The organism is Streptomyces hesseae (assembly GCF_031845785.1).
GTDB lineage: Bacteria > Actinomycetota > Actinomycetes > Streptomycetales > Streptomycetaceae > Streptomyces > Streptomyces hesseae.
This window is the reverse complement of the sequence record NZ_JAVRFI010000017.1, coordinates 90,512-107,034: the sequence shown is the minus strand read 5'-3', so window position 1 is coordinate 107,034 and position 16,523 is coordinate 90,512. Positions and strand designations below refer to the sequence as shown.

15 protein-coding genes are annotated in these 16,523 nt (G+C 73.2%); 7 read left to right on the top strand and 8 right to left on the bottom strand.

All coding sequences use genetic code 11. The features are described from left to right. The first annotated feature begins 25 nt into the window (after positions 1-25). Positions 26-607 carry a maleylpyruvate isomerase N-terminal domain-containing protein gene (locus RM609_RS23815; protein WP_311613565.1) on the top strand — a complete coding sequence of 194 codons (582 nt, stop codon included), beginning with the start codon at positions 26-28 and terminating at the stop codon, positions 605-607. 9 nt (positions 608-616) lie between these two features. Here the strand turns inward: RM609_RS23815 and RM609_RS23810 are convergent, their stop codons facing one another. From RM609_RS23810 to RM609_RS23790, 5 genes are all read right to left on the bottom strand, one after another. Then, positions 617-853, bottom strand: coding sequence for a DUF2277 domain-containing protein (locus tag RM609_RS23810; RefSeq protein WP_311613564.1), 237 nt, complete (start codon positions 851-853; stop codon positions 617-619). Continuing rightward, positions 801-2,042 (bottom strand): MFS transporter, encoded by a 1,242-nt coding sequence (locus tag RM609_RS23805; protein WP_311613563.1) that lies wholly within the window; start codon positions 2,040-2,042, stop codon positions 801-803. Before RM609_RS23805 ends, RM609_RS23810 begins: the two co-directional genes overlap by 53 nt. A 153-nt stretch (positions 2,043-2,195) precedes the next feature. Next, on the bottom strand, positions 2,196-3,230 hold the full coding sequence (locus tag RM609_RS23800; RefSeq protein WP_311613562.1) for an endonuclease/exonuclease/phosphatase family protein: 1,035 nt from the start codon (positions 3,228-3,230) through the stop codon (positions 2,196-2,198). Positions 3,231-3,495: 265 nt separating this feature from the next. After that, positions 3,496-4,119 (bottom strand): TetR/AcrR family transcriptional regulator C-terminal ligand-binding domain-containing protein, encoded by a 624-nt coding sequence (locus RM609_RS23795; RefSeq protein WP_311613561.1) that lies wholly within the window; start codon positions 4,117-4,119, stop codon positions 3,496-3,498. Beyond that, on the bottom strand, positions 4,116-5,747 hold the full coding sequence (locus RM609_RS23790) for a DHA2 family efflux MFS transporter permease subunit (RefSeq protein WP_311613560.1): 1,632 nt from the start codon (positions 5,745-5,747) through the stop codon (positions 4,116-4,118). The genes RM609_RS23795 and RM609_RS23790 overlap by 4 nt, the downstream gene beginning before the upstream one ends. 204 nt (positions 5,748-5,951) lie before the next feature. Between RM609_RS23790 and panB the strand changes: the two genes are divergently transcribed. The 3 genes from panB (at position 5,952) to RM609_RS23775 (ending at position 8,826) form a co-directional block, all read left to right on the top strand. Beyond that, positions 5,952-6,821, top strand: a complete 870-nt coding sequence (panB, locus tag RM609_RS23785; RefSeq protein ID WP_311613559.1) for a 3-methyl-2-oxobutanoate hydroxymethyltransferase — start codon at positions 5,952-5,954, stop codon at positions 6,819-6,821. A gap of 134 nt (positions 6,822-6,955) precedes the next feature. Further along, positions 6,956-8,005 carry an ATP-binding cassette domain-containing protein gene (locus RM609_RS23780; RefSeq protein ID WP_311613558.1) on the top strand — a complete coding sequence of 350 codons (1,050 nt, stop codon included), beginning with the start codon at positions 6,956-6,958 and terminating at the stop codon, positions 8,003-8,005. Further along, complete coding sequence (locus RM609_RS23775) at positions 8,002-8,826, top strand: ABC transporter permease (RefSeq protein WP_311613557.1); 825 nt, start codon at positions 8,002-8,004, stop codon at positions 8,824-8,826. Before RM609_RS23780 ends, RM609_RS23775 begins: the two co-directional genes overlap by 4 nt. A 41-nt stretch (positions 8,827-8,867) precedes the next feature. On the opposite strand, the gene RM609_RS23770 is transcribed toward RM609_RS23775, so the two are convergent. After that, positions 8,868-12,233 carry an ATP-binding protein gene (locus RM609_RS23770; protein WP_311613556.1) on the bottom strand — a complete coding sequence of 1,122 codons (3,366 nt, stop codon included), beginning with the start codon at positions 12,231-12,233 and terminating at the stop codon, positions 8,868-8,870. Between the two features lie 137 nt (positions 12,234-12,370). Between RM609_RS23770 and RM609_RS23765 the strand changes: the two genes are divergently transcribed. After that, positions 12,371-13,180, top strand: a complete 810-nt coding sequence (locus RM609_RS23765; RefSeq protein WP_311613555.1) for a site-2 protease family protein — start codon at positions 12,371-12,373, stop codon at positions 13,178-13,180. Between the two features lie 30 nt (positions 13,181-13,210). On the opposite strand, the gene RM609_RS23760 is transcribed toward RM609_RS23765, so the two are convergent. Further along, positions 13,211-13,399 (bottom strand): hypothetical protein, encoded by a 189-nt coding sequence (locus RM609_RS23760; RefSeq protein WP_311613554.1) that lies wholly within the window; start codon positions 13,397-13,399, stop codon positions 13,211-13,213. A 112-nt stretch (positions 13,400-13,511) separates the two neighbouring features. Next, positions 13,512-14,216, bottom strand: a complete 705-nt coding sequence (gene npdG, locus RM609_RS23755; RefSeq protein WP_311613553.1) for an NADPH-dependent F420 reductase — start codon at positions 14,214-14,216, stop codon at positions 13,512-13,514. Positions 14,217-14,349: 133 nt separating this feature from the next. Between npdG and RM609_RS23750 the strand changes: the two genes are divergently transcribed. Together RM609_RS23750 and RM609_RS23745 are read left to right on the top strand one after the other, a co-directional pair. Next, positions 14,350-14,976, top strand: coding sequence for a hypothetical protein (locus RM609_RS23750; RefSeq protein ID WP_311613614.1), 627 nt, complete (start codon positions 14,350-14,352; stop codon positions 14,974-14,976). A 120-nt stretch (positions 14,977-15,096) separates the two neighbouring features. Then, positions 15,097-16,443, top strand: coding sequence for an MFS transporter (locus tag RM609_RS23745; protein ID WP_438828513.1), 1,347 nt, complete (start codon positions 15,097-15,099; stop codon positions 16,441-16,443). Positions 16,444-16,523 lie beyond the last annotated feature (80 nt).

Sequence of the window (16,523 nt, the reverse complement as noted above, 5' to 3'; positions counted from 1 at the left end):
AGTGCGGTGTGGCAACATCCGTGGCATGACAATCAATTGGCCTGAACTTGTGACCGCAGCCGCCGCCGACAGCACCGCCGCGCTCGAGAAGGGGGCCGGCCAGGACTGGTCGCGCAGGGCGACCGAGCTGGACTGGAACTGTCGCGAGACGCTCTCGCACATCGCCCTGGGAGTGGTCGGGTACGCGGGTCTGCTGATCGCCCAGCCGACCGACCGCTACATCACGCTGTTCTCGTCGATCGACTCCCACGCGCCCGTTCCGGCCGCGCTGGAGGGCATCCGCATCGCGGGCCGGCTGCTGTCCACCACCGTTCGTGACGCCGCCCCCGAGGTACGCGCCTGGCACCCCTACGGACACTCCGACGGCCCGGGCTTCGCCGCGATGGGCGTGCTCGAAATGGTGGTCCACAGCCGTGACATCGCGCTGACCCTGGGCATCGACTGGACCCCGGCCGACGAGCTGTGCGCGCCGGTCGTCGAGCGCCTCTTCCCGGACGCCCCGACCGGCTTCGGCCCGGCCGAGACCCTGCTGTGGTGCACCGGCCGCATCGCACTGCCGGGCCTGGAGCGCCGCGTGGGCTGGCGCTGGGACGGCCGCGTCCGCTAGTCGGTGGGCTCACTTCCCATCGGTGGGACCGGCCCGCTTCGCGCCCCGCACCACCAGCCCGTCCAGCAGCCGGGCCGTCGCCTCCGCCACCGCGTCCACGGCCTCGTCGAAGACGGCACGGTTGTGGGCGGCGGGGGCGCGGAAGCCGGAGATCTTGCGGACGTACTGGAGGGCGGCGGCGCGGACGTCGTCCTCAGTCGCCTCGGGCGTGACCGGCGGTCTGAGCGTCTTGATGCTGCGGCACATGCTCCAAGTGTGCCCCCGCCCCCGCGACCACCCGCGAGCTCCCGTCGCCGCCCCGGTCGAGCGCGCCCGCGACGACCGCGACGGCCAGTCCCACCACGGCCAGGGCCGCGCCCACCAGCGTGGGTGAGGTCCAGCCCCAGCCCGCCGCGATGGCGACGCCGCCGAGCCAGGCCCCACCGGCGTTGGCGAGGTTGAAGGCCGAGTGGTTGGAGGCGGCGGCCAGGGTGGGGGCGGCCTTGGCCTTGTTCATGATGAGCATCTGGAGGGGCGTGCTGGTCATGGAGCCGGCGGCGCCGAGCAGGACGACCGTCACCAACGCGGCCCACTTCACGTGCACGGTGAAGTCGAAGACGACGAGGACCGCCGCGAGGCCGGCCAGGGCTCCGTAGAGCGTGGGGCGCAGGGCGCGGTCGGTGAGGGGGCCGGCCGCGAGGACGCCCAGGGTCATGCCGGTGCCGAAGAGCGCCAGCACGAACGTGACCGAGGTTTCGGAGAAGCCGGTGACCTCCACCGCCATCGCGGACAGGTAGCTGTAGACGGCGAAGACGCCCGCGAAGCCGAAGACCGTGGTCAGCAGGCCCAGCAGCACCTGGCGGCCGCCCAGGGCGCGCAGTTCCTTGCCCAGTCCCGCGCCCTGCTCGGGCGGCAGCTGGGGGATCAGCCGGGCGAGGGCGGCCATCGCCGCGAGGCCGATCGCGGCCACGACGAGGAACGTCGCGCGCCATCCCAGGTGCTGTCCGAGGAGGGTGGCCGCAGGAACGCCGACGATGTTCGCGACCGTCAGGCCGAGGAACATCATGGAGACGGCCCGGGCCTGCCGTCCCTCGCCGACGAGGCGGGCGGCGACCACGGACCCCACGCCGAAGAACGCGCCGTGCGGCAGCCCGGCCAGGACCCGGCCCGCCACGAGCGTTCCGAAGGAGGGGGCGAGCGCGGAGGCCAGGTTCCCGACCGTGAAGAGCGCCATGAGCAGGATCAGCATCCGCTTGCGGGGGACGCGCGAGCCGAGGGCGGTGAGCAGGGGGGCGCCGAAGACGACGCCGATGGCGTAGGCGGAGACCAGGTAGCCGGCGGTGGGGACGGAGGTGCCTAGGTCGTCCGCGACATTGGGCAGCAGGCCCATCATCACGAACTCGGTCGTTCCGATGCCGAAGGCGGAGACGGCGAGCGCCAGCAGCGCCAGGGGCATGAGAGGCCTTTCGGGGGCGGAGGGGTGTCGGAGCAGCCTTCCAGCCTACGGGGTACGCGGACGAGCCCGTGCCCGGGAGGTGAACTCCCCGGGTACGGGCCCGTACGGGTCGGATTCCGGCGGTGTCAGATGTTGTGGCTCAGATCTTGTGGCTCAGATCTTGACGCGGGCCGCCACCGGCAGGTGGTCGCTGGGCGTCGCGGGGAGGGTCCACGCGGAGACCGGGTCCATGCCGCGGACCATGATCTGGTCGATGCGGGCCATGGGGAAGCTCGCGGGCCAGCTGAAGCCGAAGCCGTCGCCGGCCGCGCCCTGGGCCGAGCGGAGCTGGGAGGTGACGGGGGCGAGGGAGCGGTCGTTCATGGTGCCGTTGAGGTCGCCGAGGAGGACGACCTTCTTCACCGGCTCGTGGGCGATGGCCTGGCCGAGCGCCTGGGCGCTGTTGTCGCGCTGCCCGGCGGTGAAGCCGGCGTTGAACTTGACCCGCACCGAGGGCAGGTGGGCGACGTAGACGGCCACCGGGCCCTGCGGCGTCTGGACGGTGGCGCGCAGCGCGCGGGTCCAGCCCATCTTGATGTCGACGGGCCCCGCGTCGGTCAGCGGGTATTTGCTCCACACGCCGACCGTGCCCTGCACGGAGTGGTACTTGTACGTGGCCGCCATCGCCTTCTCGTAGCGCGAGGCGTCGCTGAGCTCCTCCAGGGCCACGACGTCGGCGCCGGAGGCGGCGACGGCCCGGGCGGTACGGGCCGGGTCGGGGTTCTCGGCGTTGACGTTGTGGGTGGCGACGGTGAAGTTGCCGCCCTTGCCGGACTTGTCGGTCAGCAGCCCGCCGAAGAGGTTGACCCAGGCGACGGCGGGGAGCAGCAGGGCGATCAGCGCGGTCGCCGAGCGGCGCAGCAGCGCCAGGCCCAGCAGCACCGGGACGAACAGGCCCAGCCACGGCAGGAAGGTCTCGGTGAGGCTGCCGAGGTTGCCGACCTTGTTGGGCAGGTCGGCGTGGATCAGCATCAGCAGGCCGAGCAGGACGGCGAGCACGGCGAGTACGGCGCCGCGCCGCCAGATGCCGGGGCCCTGCCACTGGCTGCGCCAGCGGTCCAGCCGGCTCCGGAGCGTCGGGGCCCCGGAATCGGTCCGCGCGGGGCCCGCTCCCTCAAGGCCCGTCTCCTCCATGTGCGCCTGCGGCATCGGCTGTCCTCACTGCTTCATCTGCTGCTCGCCCCCGGTACCGGACGATAGGTGATCATGGCACGCGGGGCTGACCGGAACGCTCCTGGCGGGGGCGTCGGGTGGGAGGACGACCGTCCGGTCCCACCGGGTTCCTCGATACGGGCCCGGCACGGGGTGCTGTGACAGAACGGGCACATGAGGACGTCCCAGGCCACCCGGAACCCTCTGGAATCAGGACTTCCGGCCCGGTACGGCGGGGTCGTACGGCCTGGGCGAGGGCCGTCTACCGGGCGCGCACGCCCTCCAGCACCGTGTCGACGATCTGCTCGGCCAGCCCCTCCGGCAGCTCCTGCCAGTCGTGGAGGATCGCGCGGGAGAGCATGGGGCTGACGAAGAGGTCGGTGAGGAGGTCGACGTCGAGGTCGGCCCGGATCTCCCCCGCCGCCATGCCGCGCCGCAGCACCTCGTGGAAGGCGCGGCGCCGGGCCGCGACGACCGTGTCGTGGTACTCCTGCCACAGCCGGGGGTGGGCGCGGACCTGCGCGATGGCCGTCCGCAGCACGGCCGAGGAGCGTTTGGCCAGGCCGCGCCGGCGCAGGAACTCCAGCAGGGCGACGAGGTCGTCGCGGGCCGGGCCGCCGGCGAGTTCGGGGGCGCTGTCGTCGAGGGAGCGCAGCACGTCGAGCATCAGCGGCTCCTTGCCCGCCCAGCGCCGGTAGACGGTGGCCTTGCCGACGCCCGCCTCGCGGGCTATCCGCTCCATGGACAGCTCGGCGACCGTCACCCCGTCCTCGAGCAGCCGCAGCACGGTCTCGATGACGGCCCGGTCGACGGCGGCACTGCGCGGCCGCCCGCGCCGCTCCCCCGGCACGGATGCCGACGTCGCCGCTTCTGACGTACCACTCACTGGCCCGCCCCCGCGCCCTCTTCCGCCTTCTCCGCGGTGCCCGGCCGCGCCGCGCCCCCGCCGGGGCGCCCCGGCCGCCCCGGCGGCAGGAAGAGCACGGCGACGAGCGCGCCCAGCATCGCGACGGCGGCGGCGCCGAGGACGGTGACGTGCATGGCGTGGACGAAGGCGTCACGGGCCGGGCCGACGAGCTCGTGCCCGGCCGGGCCGAGCCCCCGGGCGGCGGTCAGGGTGGCCTCGATGGACTCGCCCGCGGCGTGCCGGGCCTCCGCGCTCAGGCCGGGTACGGCGTCGAGCCGGTCGCGCATGCCCGAGCGGTAGACGGTGGAGAGGAGCGAGCCGAGGACGGCCACCCCGAGCGCGGCGCCGAGCTGCCGGAACGTGTTGTTCACGGCGGATCCGGAGCCGGCCTTCTCCCGGGGCAGCGACTGCATGATCGAGACGGTGGCGGGCGGGCTGATGTGGGCCATCGCGGTGCCCTGGCAGAAGAAGAGCACCTCCATCAGCCAGACCGGCCCGTCCCGGTCCAGCAGGACGTAGCCCGCCATCGTGATCGCGATCATCACCATGCCGGCGGTGCACACCGCCCGGGCCCCGAAGCGGGCGACGGCCAGCCGGGCGCGCGGCGCGAAGACCATCTGGGCGGCGGCCAGCGGCAGCATCAGCAGCCCGCTGTGCAGCGGGGTGTAGCCGCGGGCGCTCTGGAGGTAGAAGACCATGAGGAACGTGACGCCCATCAGGGCGAAGAAGACCAGCCCCAGCGAGGTGACCGCGGCGGAGAAGGCCGGGTTGCGGAAGTAGCGCACGTCGAGGGCGGGGTGCTCGCTGCGCCGCTCGTGCAGCACGAACAGGGTCAGTACGAACAGGCCGGCGACCGCCGTGCCGTAGACCTCGGGCACGGTGAAGTCGGCGAGCTGGCCGCCCTTGATGATGCCGTACACCAGCAGGACGAGCCCGACGATGGACAGCAGCACGCCGAGCGGGTCGAGCCGGCCCGGGCGGGGGTCCTTGGAGTCGGGGACCAGGACCGTCATCGCGACGAGGGCGACGGCCACGATCGGGATGTTGATCAGGAAGACCGAGCCCCACCAGAACCGGCTCAGCAGCAGGCCGCCCGCGATCGGCCCCATGGCGATCGCCAGCCCGACCGCGCCCGCCCAGATGCCGATGGCCTTGGGCTGCTCCTCGCGCTCGAAGACGTTCATGATGATCGCGAGGGTGGCGGGCATGACGAACGCGCCGCCGAAGCCCATCACCGCCCGGTAGGCGATCAGCTCGCCGGGCGAGCCGGCCATGGAGGCGAGGGCGGAGCCGATGCCGAACACCGCCATGCCGAAGAGCAGGACCTTCTTGCGCCCCAGCCGGTCGCCCAGCAGGCCGGCCGTGAACAGTATTCCGGCGAAGACGAGGGTGTAGGCGTTGATGGCCCACTCCAGCTCGCTCTGGGTGGCGCCGAGCCCGGTGGGGGCGGGCGCGGCGATCGTCTTCATCGCCACGTTGAGCACGGAATTGCCCAGGACGACCATGAGCAGGCTGAGCAGCAGCACGGCCAGGACCGCCCAGCGTCTGCGGTGGACGGCCTCGGGGACCCGGCGGGAGGGGGACGGAGCGGCCTCGGGTGTTGCCATGCACACACCCTACGGTTATTTCGAGACGGACCCGTTCCGTATTGAGCAGTCTTTACGCCCGTGAGCGGGGCGCGGCACCACATGTGCCGTACAAGAAGTTTCCCGGGGGGTCACTACCGCCCCCGGAAAGGGCGTGTCAGCATGGGAGGTGATCCGGGGACGCCGTCAGGGCGCCTCGAGACGACGAACACAGGAGTCACGGCCATGACGCACGCCTTGAAAACCCCCGACAGCAGCCAGAAGAGCAACAAGGCGCTGTACGGCGGTACGAGTTCCCGGCGCATCACCGTCCGCGACATCGCCGCCGCCAAGGAGCGCGGCGAGAAGTGGCCCATGCTCACCGCCTACGACGCGATGACCGCCTCCGTCTTCGACGATGCCGGCATACCCGTCATGCTCGTCGGCGACTCCATGGGCAACTGTCACCTCGGCTACGAGTCCACGGTGCCGGTCACCATGGACGAGATGACCCTGCTGTCGGCGGCCGTCGTACGCGGCACCAAGCGGGCCCTCATCGTCGGCGACCTGCCCTTCGGCTCGTACCAGGAGGGCGCGGTCCAGGCGCTGCGCAACGCCACCCGGCTGGTGAAGGAGGCCGGGGTCGGCGCGGTCAAGCTGGAGGGCGGCGAGCGCTCGGCCCACCAGATCGAGCTGCTGGTCCAGGCCGGCATCCCGGTCATGGCCCACGTCGGCCTCACCCCGCAGTCCGTCAACGCCTACGGGGGCTACCCGGTCCAGGGCCGCGGCGAGGAGGCGGCCCAGCAGCTGCTGCGCGACGCCAAGGCCGTCCAGGACGCGGGCGCCTTCGCGGTCGTCCTGGAGCTGGTCCCGGCGGAGCTCGCCGCCGAGGTCACCCGCATCCTGCACATCCCCACCGTGGGCATCGGCGCGGGCGTGGAGTGCGACGCGCAGGTCCTGGTGTGGACGGACATGGCCGGCATGACGCCCGGCCGGATGCCGCGCTTCGTCAAGCAGTACGCGAAGCTGCGCGAGGCGCTCGGCGACGCGGCGAAGGCCTTCGCGGAGGACGTCGTCGGCGGCGCGTACCCGGCGGAGGAGCACTCCTTCCACTAGGACCGTCCCCGGGGGCTCCGCCCCCCCTTGCCGACGGTCCGTGTCGGTGATCTGTCGGTGATCTGTCGGCGCCCCGCCAGGGGCGCCGACAGGCTGTCGGCCCGGTGTCAGTGCCCCCTGGCACCGTGGACGGCATGACGCGAAACGACATCCCTCGCCGCGGCGGCAACGCGGTGGAAGTACGGGGCCTGGTCAAGCACTTCGGTGCCACCAAGGCCCTCGACGGGGTCGACCTGGACGTACGCGAGGGCACCGTCCTCGGTGTCCTCGGCCCCAACGGCGCCGGCAAGACCACGCTCGTGAGATGCCTGTCCACGCTGCTCCGGCCGGACGCCGGCAGCGCCCGGGTCGCCGGGTACGACGTGCTGACCCAGCCCCGGCAGCTGCGCCGGGTCATCGGGCTGACCGGCCAGTACGCCTCGGTCGACGAGAAGCTCTCCGGCCTGGAGAACCTCTATATGATCGGGCGGCTGCTCGACCTCTCCCGCAAGGACGCCCGTCGCCGGGCCGAGTCGATGCTGGAGCGCTTCTCGCTCACGGAGGCCGCCAAGCGCCCCGCCATGCACTACTCGGGCGGTATGCGCCGCCGTCTCGACCTGGCCGCCTCCATGATCGGGCAGCCGGCGGTCCTCTATCTGGACGAGCCCACCACGGGCCTCGACCCGCGCACGCGCAACGAGGTGTGGACCGAGGTCCGGCGGATGGTGGCCGAGGGCGCGACGGTCCTGCTCACCACCCAGTACATGGAGGAGGCCGAGCAGCTCGCCGACGAGCTGACGGTCGTCGACCGGGGCCGGGTGATCGCGGGCGGCCGGATCGACGAGCTCAAGGCCAAGGTCGGCGGCCGCACCCTCCAGATACGCCCCTCCGACCGCGCCGAGCTGGCGCGGATGGCCGAGGCGGTGGAGCTGGCCGGACTGGCCGGGATCGCCGGTGCGACCGCCGACGCGGCGGAGGGCGTGGTCAACGTCCCGATCGTCAGCGACGAGCAGCTGACCGCCGTGGTCGGGCTGCTGGGCGAGCGCGGCTTCGCCATCGCGGGGATCAGCACCCATCTGCCCAGCCTGGACGAGGTCTTCCTGGCCGTCACCGGCCAGAAGGCATCCATCGGCGCCGAGCCCCTCGACACCGCCGACACCACCGACACCACCCGTACCGACGAACCCCAGGAGGTCGCGGTATGAGCGCGGCGACGATCGAAGCGCCCGCGGCGGCGCCCGCCGGCGAGGGCCGGATCGGCCTGCGGGCCAATCTGCGGCACATCGGCGCGCTCGCGCGCCGCAACATGCTCCAGATCAAGGCGGACCCGGAGTCGATGTTCGACGCCGTCCTGATGCCGGTCATCTTCATCCTGCTGTTCACCTATGTCTTCGGCGGCAACATCGCCGGCAAGGGCCATGAGCAGGAGTACGTGGACTACCTGGTGCCGGGCCTGATGGCGATGATGGGCATGAACATCGCCATGGCCGTCGGCACGGGCATCCACGACGACTTCAAGAAGGGGGTGATGGACCGCTTCCGCACGATGCCGATAGCCCGGTCCTCCGTCCTCCTGGCGAAGATCGTCGTCGAGGTCGGCCGGATGCTCGTCGCGACGTCGATCCTCCTGGGGATGGGCTTCGCCCTCGGCCTGACCGTCCACACCTCGGTGTTCCACCTGCTGGGGGCCGTGGCGCTGGCGATGGTCTTCGGCGCCTCGCTGATGTGGATATTCATCCTGCTGGGTCTGGCCATGAAGACGGCTCAGGCCGTCCAGGGGGTCGCCATGCTCGTGATCATGCCCCTGCAGTTCGGCAGCTCCATCTTCGCCCCGACCCAGAAGATGCCGGGCTGGCTGGAGTCCTTCACCCAGTACAACCCGCTCTCCAACCTCGCCGACGCCTCCCGCAATCTGATCAACGGCGGCCCGGTGGCCCACTCGGTGTGGATGACGCTGGCCTGGGCGGCGGCGATCACGCTGGTGACCGCTCCGCTGGCGGTGTCGAAGTTCCGCAGCAAGACCTGACGGCGCGTCCACCGGTCGCGTCATACGGCTCGGACGAGGGCTCAGACGAGGGCGGCCGCCTCCGTGGGGGAGAGGCGGGTGCCCTCGGCGTACGCGCGCTCGTACGCCTCGGGGCCCAGCACCGCCCGGGCCAGCTCTTCGGTCTGCCCACGGGTCTCCCGTTCCTGCGAGACGACGAAGTGTCCCGCCGGCCGCGCCGTCACGGCGGCGCCCAGGAGCCGGGCCGCCGTCAACGCGTCCTCCTCGCCGCCGAGGACGGCGTGGGCGAGCGCGGCCTGCTGCATATGGACCATCGGCAGGTGCGAGGCGACGAGCCCGACGAGCGGGTCGTCGACCAGCCTCATCGCCCCACGGAGCTTGGCCAGGCCGTCGGCCGGGCGGCCCTCCAGGGTGTCGAGCCAGCCCAGCAGCCCCAGCATCATGCACTCGAACAAGGGCAGGGCGCGCTGCGTGAACTCCTCCACCATCAGGTCGAAGTGCTCTCTCGCCTCGGCGACCCGCCCGGCCCGGGCGAGCCGGATGCCGAGCTGGACACGGGTGAAGGCCGCCCCGTCGGGGTGTGACAGCTCCGCCTCCCCGAGCGCCTCGGTGAGCATCCGCTCGCCCTCCTCCGCGCTGATCGCCTCGCCCTCCAGGAGCACTTCCGCGAGCCGGGCCCGCAGATGGGGCACCTGCCCGTACGAGCCCAGTGCCTGGACGTGTTCGATGGCCTCGCGGTAGTCGTCGGCCGCCGCGGCGAACCTTCCGGTCCGCTCATGGGCCTCGGCCCGTCCCGAGAGTGCCTCGGCGACGCCCCAGGAATCGCCGAGGCGGCGGAAGATCTCCAGGCTCTCGTCCGCGTCCCGGGGCCCCAGGGCCGCCCGTTCGGGGATCTCGTTGAGGAGCTTGGCGCGCAGCTGGAGGGCGGTGGCGAGCTCCCAGGAGTAGCCGAGCTCGCGGCAGCGCTCCACGGCGGCGTCGACGACCGCGCACAGGTCGTCCACGGCGTTGGTCAGCAGCAGCGCGAAGAACCACATCATCCCGGGCATGCGGAGGTTCTGCGGCTGCCCGTCTCCGTAGGCCTCGATGATGCCGCGCAGCCGGCGCTGCATCTCGGGGGTACCGATGCCGCGCAGGTCGGCGTCGTTGTGGATGACGCCGAACAGGCGGACGCCGCGCCGCGCCTCCATCAGCAGGTCCGGCGGCATCGGCGGCGGCGCGGCGGTGCAGGAGACGAACAGCGGCGGAGCGAGCTCCACGGGCTCCGCGAAGGGGTCCGGGCCCAGGGCCGCGGCGGCCTCGGCCCAGTTACGGGCCTCGACGCGGTGGTCGCGCAGCTGCCAGAACCAGCCCAGGGAGAGCACCAGGCACAGGGCCTCCTGCTCGTCCCGGGCCGCCACGGCGTGCCGCAGGGCGGCCCGCATGTTGTCGTGTTCGAGCTCCAGCCGCTCCAGCCATGCGCGTTGCTCCGGGCCGCGCAGCAAGGGGTCGGCGGTACGGGCCAGTTCCCGGAAGGCGACCAGGTGCCGGCGCGTCGTGTCCGCCCGTTCGCCGGCCTCGTCCAGCCGCTCGCCCGCGTATTCGCCGACGGTCTCCAGCAGCCGGTAGCGCATCTGTCCGTCGGCGGCGGGCGCTGCGACCACCAGTGATTTGTCGACGAGCGAGCCGAGCAGCGCGGCCACGTCCCGCGCGCCGACGTCGCCGGCGGCGCACACCTCCTCGGCGAGCGCGAGGTCGCAGCCGCCCGCGAAGACGGACAGCCGGCGCAGCACCGCCCGTTCGGGGCCGGTCAGCAGGTCCCACGACCAGTCGACGACCGCGCGCAGTGTCTGCTGGCGCGGCAGCACGGTGCGGCTCCCGGAGGTCAGCAGCCGGAAGCGGTCGTCGAGACGGTCGGCGAGCCCGCGGGGGGTGAGCAGCCGCAGCCGGGCGGCGGCCAGCTCGATGGCGAGCGGCAGACCGTCCAGGCGGCGGCAGATTTCGGCGCAGGCCTCGGGGTCGTCCGCCACTTGGAAGCCGGGCCGCGCGGCCGCGCCCCGGTCGGCGAGCAGCCGCAGCGCGGTGGGGTCGGGCAGCGGCTCCACGGGCCGTACCAGCTCGCCGGGCACGGCGAGCGGTTCCCGGCTGGTGGCGAGCACGGTGACGCCCGGGCAGTGGGCGAGGAGCGTCTCGGCGAGCAGGGCGGCGGCGTCGACGACGTGCTCGCAGTTGTCGAGGACGAGCAGCATCCGGCGCCGCTCGCAGTGCTCGGCGACCCTGGCCAGCGGGTCGAGCGCGGTGGCGTCGGTGGCCGCCCGCAGCCCCTCGGTGGTGGTGCCGCGCACCATGGTCTCGCGGGCGCCGAGGGCGGTGAGGACGGCCTCGGGGACGTTTTCCGGGTCCTCGACGGGCGCGAGTTCGGCGAACCACACGCCGTCGGGCCACGGCCCGTGGGCCGTCTCCGCCGCCTCCTGCGACAGCCGCGTCTTCCCGGCGCCGCCGGGGCCGAGGAGGGTGACCAGGCGATGCCGGGTCAGGTCCTCGCGGATGAGGACGAGGTCCTCCTCGCGCCCGACGAAGGAGGTGAGGCGGGCGCGGAGGTTGCCGCGCGGGGGCACGGGGGCTTGCCCCCGGGAAACGGGAAGGGGCGGGACCGGGGCCTCCTCCCCGCCGCGACGGAGATCGGCCACGACGCTCGTGACCGGCGGTGCCGAACCGGCCCCCGCCCCCGCCCCCGAAAGCAGCTCCGCGTGCAGCGCCCGCAATTCCGCCCCCGGCTCCGTCCCCAGCCGTTCCCCGATCGTCTCCCGGATGTCCGCGTACGCGGCGAGCGCCTCCGCCGGCCGTCCCGCCGCGCGCAGCGCGCGCAGGCGGAGGGCGTGGAGGGGCTCGTCCAGGGGGTGCTCGGCGCACAGCTCGGCCAGGGCGGGCAGGGCCCCGGCCGCGTCGCCCAGGGCCACGGTCGCGGCGAGGCGGGCGCGGCGGGCGGCGAGGCGGCGGGCCTCGGGCCGGGCGGCGGCCGTGGCGGCGCCGGGCAGGTCGGCGAGGGCCGGGCCGCGCCAGAGGGCGAGGGCGTCGTCGAGAAGGACCGCCGCCTTCGCGGGGTCGCCGTCGGCGAGCGCCCGTTCCCCCTCGTCGGCGAGGCGCTCGAAGCGGTGGAGGTCGACGTCGTCGGGGTCGGCGCACAGCCGGTAGCCGTCGGGCGTGGAGGCCACCGCCTCCCGGCCGACGACCCGGCGCAGCCGTCCGACGAGCGCCTGGAGGGCGCCCGTCGCGTCGGCGGGTGGCTCGCCGTCCCAGACCGCGTCGATCAGCGCGGCCACGCTCTGTGGGCGTCCGGGGCGCAGGGCCAGCGCTGCCAGGAGCGCGCGCAGCCGGGCGCCGCCGAGGGCCAGGGGTCTGCCGTCGTCGGAGTGGGCCGAAGTGGTGCCGAGGATGCCGTAACGCACCGGCCCATTGTCCCGTGTCCGGTACATGATCGAGCAGTCGGCCACTACGCGCTCCCCGGGCCCACCGAGTACGGTCACGCGGTACGTTCGTACGCCCGGACAATTCCCGCAGTCCAGACGAGCTCAGGAGCACACGCATGGCAACGCAAGCGACCCGCGGCGAAGGGCGTGTGAGCCCTGTCTTCCTCGCCCTCGTCGCCATCATGGCGGTCTCCATATGGGCGGTGTGGACGGACTACTCGGCGTCGCCGGGCTTCGCGGTCTTCCTCTTCGTCGTCTCGGCGTGGATCGTCTCGCTGTGCCTCCACGAGTACGCGCACGCCCGCACCGCCCTCCACGGCGGTGACATCACGATCGGGGCGAAGGGCTACCTCACCCTCAACCCGCTCAAGTACACCCACGCCCTGCTGAGCATCGTGCTGCCGGTGGTCTTCGTGATCATGGGCGGGATCGGTCTGCCCGGCGGTGCCGTCTTCATCGAGCGCCACCGCATCCGCGGCCGCTGGAAGCACAGCCTGATCTCCGCCGCCGGCCCGCTGACGAACCTCGTCTTCGCGGCCGTGGTCTCCGCCCCGTTCTGGCTGGGCGCGCTGGACGGCGTGCCGGACAACTTCCGCTACGCCCTCGCGTTCCTGGCCCTGCTGGAGGTCACCGCCACGATCCTGAACCTCCTGCCCGTGCCGGGCCTGGACGGCTACGGGATCATCGAGCCCTGGCTGTCGCCGAAGGTGCGCCGACAGGTGGAGCCGTTCGCGCCGTTCGGGCTGCTCGCGGTCTTCGGCTTCCTGTGGATCCCCGAGGTCAACCACGCGTTCTTCGACATGATCGACGCGATTCTGCGGAGGGCGGGCATCACGGAGTGGGACACCTACTGGGGTCAGGAGCTGTTCCGCTTCTGGCAGGGGACGCCGGAGATCCCGCCGCTGAACGCGCTCGACCTGGGCTGATCGGCGACCTCGGCTGATCGCCGGGCGGTGTCAGCGCCCGGCGGCCTCGGCGGCCTTGTCGTTCTTCGCCTTGCGCACGTAGTACCAGGCGATGTTGGACGAGACGCCCAGCATCAGGATCCACACGATGCCGAGCCAGCTGCCCCGGGCGAAGGAGACGACGGCCGCCGCGACCGAGAGGACGCAGACGGCGAGGGCGTAGAGGGCGAGGCGGGGCATGGGGGCGGCTCCTACTCCGGGTCCGGGGCGCATGTGCGTACGATCCCGGTCATTGTCCCCCATGCCCCGGAGGCGTCCGCCACGCCCCGGGGGCGACGGACGCCCGGAGGCGTCAGATGTCGGTGGCGCGCAGGCCCGCGTGCGCCTTGTAGCGGCGGTTGGCGGAGATCAGGTTGGCGACCAGCGACTCGACCTGGTGGGCGTTGCGCAGCCGGCCCGCGTAGACGCCGCGCATCCCGGGGATGCGGCCGGCCAGAGCCTGCACGATGTCGGTGTCGGCCCGCTTCTCGCCCAGCACCATCACATCGGTGTCGATCTCCGCGACCTCGGGGTCGGAGAGCAGCACGGCGGACAGGTGGTGGAAGGCGGCGGTCACCCGCGACTCCGGCAGCAGCGCGGCGGCCTGCTGGGCGGCGCTGCCCTCCTCCGGCTTGAGCGCGTAGGCGCCCTGCTTGTCGAAGCCGAGCGGGTTCACGCAGTCGACGACGAGCTTGCCCGCGAGGTCCTCGCGGAGCGCCTCGAGCGTCTTGCCGTGGCCCTCCCACGGCACCGCGACGATCACGATGTCGCTGCGCCGGGCGCACTCGGCGTTGTCGAGCCCCTCGATCCCCAGGCCCAGCTCCTCCGCCGCCGCCTGGGCGCGCTCGGCCGCACGGGAGCCGATGATCACTCGCTGGCCGGCCTTGGCCAGCCGGTAGGCGAGGCCGCGGCCCTGGTCGCCGGTGCCGCCGAGGACACCGACCACCAGGCCGGACACGTCGGGAAGGTCCCAAGGGTCCTTCGCGGGCACCTTCTTGGCGTCTTCAGAAGTAGTCATGACAGCGATACTGTCACGCCCGCGTCCCGCCGCCCGGACCGGTGCGGGCCCCTCGTTCCGCCCCCGCGCCCGAACGGGTGAGGCATTCGACAACTCGGCGTTCCCCCGCGACCGTTGGGGCAGGATGCGGCGCATGGACGCCGTACGGGTCGCGCTGCTGCGCGAGGCACTGGCCGGGACCGAGTGGCTGCGGGACACCCGCCGCTTCGCGGGGACGCTGCGCGGCTCGGTCGGGGCGCACGGCGGGGGCCTGCTGCTGGTGGGCACGGCCGGCTACGAGCCCTGGCACCTGGCCGCGCACCTGGACGACGAGGCCGCCTGGTCCGGTCTGACGGAGCTGTCCCCCACGCTCGTCCGGCACCGCCCGCCGCCCGGCGCGCCCGCGCACCTGTCGGTCGGGCTGGGCCGGCTGGAGGCGGCGGGGCGCGGCGAGACGCTGTTGGTGGTGGCGGAGGGGAGCACCGGCGAGGGGCTGCTGGAGCGGGTGCACGACGCCCGGCGCGGCGGGGCGACGGTGCTGGCCCTGGACGGGACGCCCGACGGTGGCCCGGCGGCTGGGGCGCACACGGACCTGTGCTCGCTCGCCCATGAGGCGCTGGCCGTGCCGGACTCGGCGGGCCTGGACCTCGACACGGTGCAGCACCTGGTCAGCGCGGCCGCCGGGGAGAACGGGCCGATGCCGGGCGCGCGGGGGCGCCGCTTCCGCGACCGGCTGTCGCGGCTGGTGGACCAGTTGTCGGCGCCGCCGCACCGGTGGTGAGCGGGGCACCGCACCGGTGGTGAGAGGTACGCCGCACCGGTGGTGAGAGGTGCGCCCACGGGCGGCGGCCGGTGAAAAACGGTTTGCTCCGGGCCCGGGCGCGCCCGACCATGGTGCCCCGTGACCGAGCACCATCCCCCTCCCTCCTCAGACCCCTCCGATACGTCCGCCGACGCCTCCGCCGGCCGGATACGCGCGCTCCTGCCCGACCTCTCCCCCTGGCACTCCTCCCGGGACTTCCGCCGCATGTGGCTGGCGGGCCTCGTCACGGTCTTCGGCAGCTTCCTGACCTTCATCGCGCTGCCGCTCCAGCTCAAGGAGCTCACCGGCTCCGCCCTCGCGGTCGGCGCGATCGGCGCGGTCGAGCTCGTACCGCTGATCGTCTTCGGCCTCTACGGCGGTGCGCTCGCCGACGCCCTGGACCGCCGGAAGCTGATCCTGTGGACGGAGGCGGGGCTGGCCGTCCTGAGCGCGATGCTGCTGCTCAACACGCTGTTGCCGCACCCCATGATCTGGCCGCTGTATGTGGTGGCCGCCCTGGTCAGCGCGCTCACGGGGCTCCAGCGGCCGGCGCTCCAGGCGATCGTCCCCCGGATCGTGGCGCACGACCAGCTGCCGGCCGCGATCGCGCTGAACTCGATGCGCTGGCAGCTCGGGGCCATCGCCGGCCCCTCCCTGGCGGGTGTCGTCATCGCCTTCGCGGGGCTGCCGCTGGCCTACGCGCTGGACCTCGCCTCCTTCGTGATCTCCCTGGTCCTGACCGCCGGGCTCGCCCCCTCCCCCGCCTCGCACGACGCCGAGAAGCCGTCGCTGCGCGGCATCGCGGAGGGCGCGCGCTACGCGTGGGGCCGCAAGGAGCTGCTCGGTACGTACGCGGTGGACCTGGCGGCGATGTTCTTCGCGATGCCCACCGCGATCTTCCCGTTCCTGGCGGACGAGCTCCACGCCCCCTGGGCGCTGGGCCTGATGTACGCGGCGGGCGCGGTCGGCTCCCTCACGGTCAGCCTGACCAGCGGCTGGGTCTCCCGCATCCACCGGCACGGCCGGATGGTGGTCCTCGCGGCGGCGGGCTGGGGAACGGCCATGGCCGTGGCGGGGTGGCTGCACAACATCTGGCTGGTGCTGTTCTTCCTGGCCGTCGCGGGCGGCTGCGACATGGTGAGCGGCCTGTTCCGCTCGGCGATCTGGGACCAGACCATCCCGGACGAGCTGCGCGGCCGCCTCGCGGGCATCGAGCTGCTGTCGTACTCCGTCGGCCCGCAGCTCGGCCAGGTCCGCGCGGGCGGCATGGCCACGCTGACGGGCGTCCGCACGTCCGTCTGGGCGGGCGGCCTGGCGTGTGTGGCGGCGGTGGGCCTGCTGGCGGCGTCCCTGCCCAAGCTGATGGCCTACGACCAGCGGACGGACGAACACGCGGTCCGGATGCGCAGCCGCAAGGCGGCGGAGGCGGTGGCGGAGGCGGCCTGACCGCATCCGGCCCGGCCGGACCCCGGGGGGAGGCTCCTCCCACCCGGGGCCCCTCCCCGCCGCGACGGCGGTCAGCCCAC